Annotated in this window: 7 protein-coding genes; 1 reads left to right on the forward strand and 6 read right to left on the reverse strand. The window is 43.7% G+C overall.

What is annotated here, in order from left to right; genetic code table 11:
• Positions 1–139 precede the first annotated feature (139 nt).
• Complete coding sequence (locus tag CAG68_RS11285) at positions 140–1,444, reverse strand: MATE family efflux transporter (protein WP_161441156.1); 1,305 nt, start codon at positions 1,442–1,444, stop codon at positions 140–142.
• Positions 1,445–1,787: 343 nt separating this feature from the next.
• Entirely contained in the window at positions 1,788–2,129 is a 342-nt protein-coding gene (ppiC, locus tag CAG68_RS11290; RefSeq protein WP_080276970.1) for a peptidylprolyl isomerase PpiC, read from the reverse strand.
• Between the two features lie 214 nt (positions 2,130–2,343).
• Here ppiC and CAG68_RS11295 point away from each other — a divergent pair, with 214 nt between their 5' ends.
• On the forward strand, positions 2,344–3,258 hold the full coding sequence (locus CAG68_RS11295) for a chemotaxis protein (RefSeq protein WP_132936322.1): 915 nt from the start codon (positions 2,344–2,346) through the stop codon (positions 3,256–3,258).
• A gap of 80 nt (positions 3,259–3,338) precedes the next feature.
• Here CAG68_RS11295 and CAG68_RS11300 read toward each other — a convergent pair whose 3' ends face one another.
• The 4 genes from CAG68_RS11300 to hutW form a co-directional block, all read right to left on the reverse strand.
• Positions 3,339–3,875, reverse strand: coding sequence for an ATP:cob(I)alamin adenosyltransferase (locus CAG68_RS11300; protein ID WP_132936321.1), 537 nt, complete (start codon positions 3,873–3,875; stop codon positions 3,339–3,341).
• Between the two features lie 97 nt (positions 3,876–3,972).
• Positions 3,973–4,503: a heme utilization protein HutZ gene (gene hutZ, locus CAG68_RS11305; RefSeq protein WP_005375331.1), complete on the reverse strand. Its 531-nt coding sequence runs from the start codon at positions 4,501–4,503 to the stop codon at positions 3,973–3,975.
• 56 nt (positions 4,504–4,559) lie between these two features.
• Entirely contained in the window at positions 4,560–5,063 is a 504-nt protein-coding gene (hutX, locus tag CAG68_RS11310; RefSeq protein ID WP_132936320.1) for a heme utilization cystosolic carrier protein HutX, read from the reverse strand.
• 32 nt (positions 5,064–5,095) lie between these two features.
• Positions 5,096–6,430, reverse strand: a 1,335-nt coding sequence (gene hutW / locus CAG68_RS11315; protein ID WP_161441157.1) for a heme anaerobic degradation radical SAM methyltransferase ChuW/HutW, incomplete at its 5' end; no start/stop codon positions are given.

Here is a 6,430-nt window from a genome sequence, read left to right on the forward strand (position 1 = left end):
AAATAATATCATGCGGGTTAAAGCAAGGAAACCAGTCGGAAAGGTTATTTCATCACCTTTTTCAGATTTATCAACAAGGGCAGATAGCTCCACCCTTGTTATAAGAACATCTAAATTAGGTCGTTTGTGACAGTGTGAATTAAAGACACTTTTGTTTAACTTGACCGAGGTATCGAAACAAGAAGACAAAGCGCCCAACGTAGAACAAAGTGAATGCCAGCCATAAACCGTGGTTGCCCCAATATTGCACCGCAATCAATTGAGTCACTAAGAACAACACCATGGTTAGAAAGGTAGAGTTACGCACTGGTCGCGTCGTCCCTGTACCGGTAAAGATGCCGTAAAACGTAAGACCAAAACCAGCAACCAACGGGAATGCCAATAACCAAGGGCTCATGTCTAGATACAGTTCAACAAGATTTGGCAAGGTGGTAAACAACATCACCACTTGGTGTTTGAACAGCACTAACAGCAAGGTCAAGACAACAACGAACGCCGCGGTCCATTGCGTGTTTAGCTTAATCACGTTATCAAGCAATGTCGGATTCTTCTGCCCTACCGCTTTACCTGCAAAGACGCTCGACGCATTCGCCACACCGTCGAACATGTAGCTGACGATAAAGGTCACTTGCATCATGATTGCGTTCGCAGCAAGCACATCAGAACCAAGCTGAGAGCCTACACGCGCCATCATGTTGAAGAACACCAATAGACACACAGTACGAAGCAGCAGATCCATATTGGAAGACGCAATGACTTTGAGATCTTTACGCGTCATTTTTGCGGTCTGAATGTGATCAAACAGCGGGAAGCGACAGGTTTTCAACACCAGCACCGCACCAATAACAAACGTCGAGATTTGCGCGATAAGTGTCGCCACCGCAACACCAGCAATGCCCATATCGAAGTACAACACAAAGACGATATCTAGCACGATGTTCAGCACGTTACCAAACACTTGCGTGAACAAGGTTTCTTTGGCTTTCGCCTGCCCCATCAGCCAACCAATCACGGTGTAGTTCAGCAGTACAAACGGTGCACCAAAGATCATGATATCGAAGTAAATCTTCGCGTTTTCGGCCACGACTGCATCAGGGGAGATAATCAGCTCTGCCCCCATCCAAATCACGGACTGCAACGCAATGAAAATCAAGCCAAGGCAAAGCGAAAGTACGAAAGGACGAAATAAGCTGCTCGCTTGATCTTCTGGGCTATTTTTACCTAATGCGATTGCACTTTGCCCCGTAGTACTTACGCGGAAAAAGCCAAACAACCAATACAAGGTGTTCATGATGACGGTGCCGATCGCCACACCACCAATCATCTCAGCCACACCGAGTTTACCGATCACCGCGGTGTCCACCGCCCCCAACAATGGTTGGGTAACAGTAGAAACAATGAAAGGAAATGCGATTTTAAAATAGTCTTTATGAGTCAGGGACATCTTAAATTATGAACGGGGTTAATTTTTATAAGGTCGCTATCATATGCGAATGGCGCCCGAACATGAACCAAAGTTCGCCAGCAAGGAATAGCATTGATAATTGATACAACCAGCCAACGTATTCTCATACCAAAGCTTGAAATAGGATAACGACTTATGAGAAAAGCCAAGTTAACTGCATATAAATGAGTTTCTAGTTTGGAAAGATTAGCGTTTGGTTGAGCATGGCAGATCAGAATGTATCTGCCATGTCATAACGGTAGTGATTGGTGAAAAGAGACCGTACAGATGATATTTAATGCTTGTGGGTTTCATCTGACAATGTTTAGGTCGATACCAAGCCTTATGTTCTGTAAAGCACCTTTACAACATGCCAACCGAACTTGGTTTTAACTAGATGCGGCGTTAACACTTCGCCAGAAAAGCACACTTTGTCGAATTGAGGTACCATTTGACCACGGCGGAATTCACCAAGGTCACCACCGCGTTTGCCTGACGGGCAAGTTGAATACTTCTTCGCTAATGTCTGAAACTTTGCGCCTTTTTTCAGTTGCTTGATTATGTCTTCCGCTTGCTCTTTGTGCTTCACAAGAATATGTAATGCGGCTGCTGTATTTGCCATTGATCTATCTCTCACTATTCTGGTCGCGCAAGTGTACCCAATCCTTTTTAACAGACCAAACATTTCTTAATAGTAGCTCAGTGGCAAAGGCCAAAATGCACGTGGAATATAAAATCGTCTATATAATGAGTTTAAAATACAAACAAGTTTTGCTCAGTTAATCACTATTCTCTAAAAGATTACCTAAAAAGCTCACATTTGTCTCTCCGATGGTTGAAGCCTTCGTCTGATAAGATTAGATTAGACACAATTCGGTGGTATTTATAAGGTTATTTTCATGGCAAAAGTCGTTAGCAAAGCGAATCAGTCTCAGGGCATGTTGATGTTTAAGCTCACCCTGCAGCAGAGTTTCGCTATCGGTACGCTAAAAGTCCGTGAAATCGTCCCATACATGCCAACGACGAAGATCCCTTACTCGCATCATCACGTCATTGGAACCGTTACGATACGTAACTTAACAGTACCAGTGATCGATATGTCAGCGGCTGTTGGCTTTCGTCCTATAAGTGAAGAAGAATATAAAAGCTGCTACTTGATCGTGACAGATTGCTTGCGAACCGTGGTAGCTTTTATGGTTCGTAGTATAGAGAAGATCATTGAGTGCGATTGGAAAGCTATTGAAACGCCACCTCCGAGCGCTGGAAAAAATATTTTCGTGACTGGAATTACTCGCTACGAGGACAAAACTGTTCAAATGCTGGATGTGGAGCTGCTACTTTCCAAAGTTTATCCGCAGTACGAGAATTCAAAGATACCAATGCTGACAGATATTGAGCGAGAACGCCTACAAGCACTCAGTATTCTATTGGTGGATGACTCTTCCATCGCTCGTAAACAGCTGTGTGACGCACTCGATAGCATCAATATTGGGTATCAAATCTGTAAAAATGGTTTAGATGCATTGGAACTGATGAAAAGTGACGCTGCGGCTCATCGCCCAATTGATATTCTGGTCAGCGATATTGAAATGCCCGGATTAGACGGTTATGAATTAGCATTTGAAGTTCAGAATAATTCCTCTCTGAACCATTCATACCGCATTTTACATACATCGTTATCGAGCGAAATCTGTGTAGACAGAGCTCACCAAGTTGGCGCGCATGAGGCACTTGAGAAATTCAATGCAGGAGAACTAATCGAAGCGATGCTTCGCGGAGCAAAAGAGCTAGAAGCCAAAGCTATGACTTCTTAACTCTTATTGGACGAGTTGATTTGAGAATATAATGCAGTACTTGTCCTATCCCTGATGCTCACATCCGCTAATTTCTCAGCTCACTTCTTTGGCATCGCGTAACTACGAGAAACGAATTCCGTCTCTTTGACTTGGTGAGCATGATTAATATAAGAAGCTAGGCTGTAAAGTACATTCGCTAATAAGTTCGCGTAACGAAACAAAATAGGTGCGGGCTGCTTCTTACCTGTATGTTCAACGGCAACTAATGCTCGTACCGTTTTTTTAGCTTGGCAACGGCACAAATGCAATTGACTGGCTGCCGGGTGCCCTCCGGGTAGAACAAAGCCTTTGAAGCCGCCATCAATACGTTGCTTGAGCAAAGCATAATCGGCCTTTAACTCTTCAACTTCCGTCTCTGTAATCGCTAATTTTCCGCGAACCGAACCATTTAGATGATAAACATTAGGCTGCATTCTTGTCAGTATATCGCGGCTAAACTTGTCCAATTCCATAGCGAGAACAAGGCCAATACGACTACAAAGTTCATCTGCTGTAATTTCAAAGTCACAAACCGGACTGTCCTCGTAAATAAACGGATAGCAAATCTCGCTCAATTCCTTGCTTACAGGTTTCATGCTTTTGTTCCAATATAAAAAAGGGAGTCAGTATAACCTAACTCCCTTTAAACGTTCATTATGCCAAATGATCGACATTCATATGATCGGTTTACAATCAGGCACTTTCGACTTTCTTATGACCTTCTTGAAGGTGAACAAAATCTACTAAATCATCACCAGACACTTGATACGCCTGACCAAAACCTTTAACAAATAGCCCCGATTCTGGCTTTAAGTTGAACAACACGAAATCCTCTAGCTGGCTTAGACCATCAATAATCTCACCAAAACGCTCTTTCATTTGTCCAACAACTTGTTGCCACATCTCTGTGTCTCGCTCAACTACATTCGCTACCGCATCAAAAGTTAAGCGCTTACGAGCAAACAGCTGCTTTGAAGACTCTTCATCTTCGATCATCATCAATGAAACATTTGGATTTTCTAAAAGGTTACGGGCATGACGAGCGATTTTAGAAATGAGAACGAAATAACCTTCCTGGTTTTGGACATAAGGCGCGTAGCTTACATTCGGGCGACCTTCTGCATCGACAGTTGCAAGCTGAAGTGTACGACGCTCCTGACGGAACTCTTTGATCTCTGGCCCTAAACGACCTTGCAAACGCTCTTGTTTAACTTGTTGATCCATATTGATACCTGACTTTACTAATTAGTATTCGAGTTAAGCCTCGATTATGTTTGTGATTACTTTTTTAATTCGGCTTGTAGGGCGCGAAATGCGGTTACTTGCTCTTCAATCAACTCGCGCTTTTCGTTACGGCCTAAATAAACCTTGAAAATATTGCTTCCGCACTCTGAGAAAAAACCAAAATAGTGGCTCTCTCTACCCATAAACGGTTTACTGACTAATGCGACATTTTTAACGTTATCTAATTTAAGGTGGCCGTGCAGTTCACCTTCTCTACCCATTAAATTGTAATAACCACGCGCCACTTTTCCTTTTGGAAACGGCGCTTTAACTTCAAAGATAGAACCAAAAGAGTGGACGATGGTCGTCACCGGGCCAAAACCAACCAAACTTTCTAAGATGCTTTGCGCTTGCTCTCCTGGTGCAATAGCCACCATTTCCTGAGGTAGAGCCGCAACAACCTCAAACTCGGAAATGCCAAGACGCTCTGCCATCGCAGCTGGCAATAATCGTGGTTCTTGCTCTAGTAATACTTCAACTTGTTGCTTGATTGATTCCATTGTGTCTTCCGTTTTTGTTCAATTTGTTTTCATTAATTATTGGATGCTTTCGGTACGGTTTCGTTCATCTCCGACGTGAGTACCTGAATACAACTTTGAGCCAATGACACTGCCCAGAAGCTGCCTGCAAGAGTAAGGACTGCGCTACGTTCATGTAGTTGTACTAAGCCTTTCGCTTGCCACACTTTAAATAGAGGCAATAAAAACCCGAACGCGTCCTCTCCCATAAATGATGGAAGTTGATTTGCTTGAACAATGCCACGGTCAAACGCAGATTTGAGTGCAGAAAAAAGTGGTTCTAGAGGGCTTTGCTTCATCATCATCGCGATGGTGCTTTGACCTTCTTTGACCGCTTTAATATAGGTCTCTAGTGTGCGGTGTTGCATCATCCCGTAGCCACCGATATTACCTCCAGCACCACAGCCAATTGGCAATACCTCTGCATAAGTCTTGGCTAAACTATTGTATAAACTACGCTCGCGGTTATCGATTGCCCAATGGTTCACGCTAAGTTGCTTCATATGGTGTTTGGCCATAAAGTTCACACCGAGCTCATACATTCCCGCTTTTTCTGGTGTGGTCGCAGGTGGCGGGATTTTTCCCTTTTCTACGAGGTTGAGCATGGGAGCTGACCCGCCAACCACTAACTGATACAAATCTAGTCCGTGTGCGCCAGTCGAGAGGAAATCATTTAAATCTTGCTCTAATACTTCTTTGGTTTGATAAGGTAAGCCATAGAGTAAATCGATAATGACCGGAATTTTGTCTTCTTTGGCGATCTCGCTCACTCGTTTGAGGACATCTTCCCTATCATCTAAACGTTTTGCGCTGCGGCGCACTTGTGTATTAAAACTTTGCACACCAAAAGAGAAACGATTAAACCCACCCTCTAAAGCGCCTTGATACAACTCATCAGAAAAACGATTGATGCGACCTTCTAAGGTGATTTCGCAGTCTGCAGCCAAAGGAAAGTGGTCTCGGATAGCCTGGCCTAACACACGAACCTGTACTGGAGATAAATCCGTTGGCGTTCCGCCCCCGATATATACGGCGTGAAAAATACCATTTTGTGTCCAAGGTAATGCCGCTTTCTCTCTAAGCTCCTGCATTAATGCTTCAAAGTACTCATCAACCAGTGTGCGACTTGCAGCATTTTGAAAGAAGTTACAAAAAGTGCAACGAACGCGACAAAACGGAACATGAATATAAAGACAGCGTTTATTGGTCGCTTTAATTGAGTTAGCCGTAATACTCGAAAAAATCGCCTGTTGTTGAGACGAGAGCACAGGTACGCTCGCTCCCCCGGCATGTGCAGAATGCTTCTTAACAAAAGCAAATCGCAATGGATCAGGACTATCACTGCCCAA

It is taken from the genome of Vibrio sp. V42_P2S4T144, assembly GCF_009904715.1.
GTDB classification, from domain to species: Bacteria; Pseudomonadota; Gammaproteobacteria; order Enterobacterales; family Vibrionaceae; genus Vibrio; species Vibrio alginolyticus.